Below are 1,621 nucleotides of genomic sequence, written 5' to 3' on the forward strand. Positions count from 1 at the left end.
TTATCACCTAAAGGTGATATTCCGTTATTATCCTTAGAAAGGAGGTGATCCAGCCGCACCTTCCGATACGGCTACCTTGTTACGACTTCACCCCAATCATTTGTCCCACCTTCGACGGCTAGCTCCAAATGGTTACTCCACCGGCTTCGGGTGTTACAAACTCTCGTGGTGTGACGGGCGGTGTGTACAAGACCCGGGAACGTATTCACCGTAGCATGCTGATCTACGATTACTAGCGATTCCAGCTTCATGTAGTCGAGTTGCAGACTACAATCCGAACTGAGAACATCTTTATGGGATTTGCTTGACCTCGCGGTTTCGCTGCCCTTTGTAATGTCCATTGTAGCACGTGTGTAGCCCAAATCATAAGGGGCATGATGATTTGACGTCATCCCCACCTTCCTCCGGTTTGTCACCGGCAGTCAACTTAGAGTGCCCAACTTAATGATGGCAACTAAGCTCAAGGGTTGCGCTCGTTGCGGGACTTAACCCAACATCTCACGACACGAGCTGACGACAACCATGCACCACCTGTCACTTTGTCCTCCGAAGAGGAAAACACTATCTCTAGTGCGGTCAAAGGATGTCAAGATTTGGTAAGGTTCTTCGCGTTGCTTCGAATTAAACCACATGCTCCACCGCTTGTGCGGGTCCCCGTCAATTCCTTTGAGTTTCAGTCTTGCGACCGTACTCCCCAGGCGGAGTGCTTAATGCGTTAGCTGCAGCACTAAGGGGCGGAAACCCCCTAACACTTAGCACTCATCGTTTACGGCGTGGACTACCAGGGTATCTAATCCTGTTTGATCCCCACGCTTTCGCACATCAGCGTCAGTTGCAGACCAGAAAGCCGCCTTCGCCACTGGTGTTCCTCCATATCTCTGCGCATTTCACCGCTACACATGGAATTCCACTTTCCTCTTCTGCACTCAAGTTTTCCAGTTTCCAATGACCCTCCACGGTTGAGCCGTGGGCTTTCACATCAGACTTAAAAAACCGCCTACGCGCGCTTTACGCCCAATAATTCCGGATAACGCTTGCCACCTACGTATTACCGCGGCTGCTGGCACGTAGTTAGCCGTGGCTTTCTGATTAGGTACCGTCAAGACGTGCACAGTTACTTACACGTTTGTTCTTCCCTAATAACAGAGCTTTACGATCCGAAGACCTTCATCACTCACGCGGCGTTGCTCCGTCAGGCTTTCGCCCATTGCGGAAGATTCCCTACTGCTGCCTCCCGTAGGAGTCTGGACCGTGTCTCAGTTCCAGTGTGGCCGATCACCCTCTCAGGTCGGCTACGTATCGTCGCCTTGGTAAGCCGTTACCTTACCAACTAGCTAATACGGCGCGGGTCCATCTATAAGTGACAGCAAGACCGTCTTTCACTATTGAACCATGCGGTTCAATATGTTATCCGGCATTAGCCCCGGTTTCCCGGAGTTATTCCAGTCTTATAGGTAGGTTACCCACGTGTTACTCACCCGTCCGCCGCTAACGTCAGAGGTGCAAGCACCTCGTCTGTTCGCTCGACTTGCATGTATTAGGCACGCCGCCAGCGTTCATCCTGAGCCAGGATCAAACTCTCCATAAAAGAAGTAAGCTTGATTAGCTCGTTTGATTGTTT

At 51.1% G+C, this 1,621-nt stretch carries 1 rRNA gene; it reads right to left on the reverse strand.

Going from position 1 to position 1,621, the window contains the following annotated elements:
• Positions 1–37: 37 nt before the first annotated feature.
• A 16S ribosomal RNA gene (locus NXS11_RS10845) occupies positions 38–1,588 on the reverse strand.
• Positions 1,589–1,621: the final 33 nt, after the last annotated feature.

Source organism: Staphylococcus americanisciuri, from assembly GCF_024814435.1.
Lineage (GTDB): Bacteria > Bacillota > Bacilli > Staphylococcales > Staphylococcaceae > Staphylococcus > Staphylococcus americanisciuri.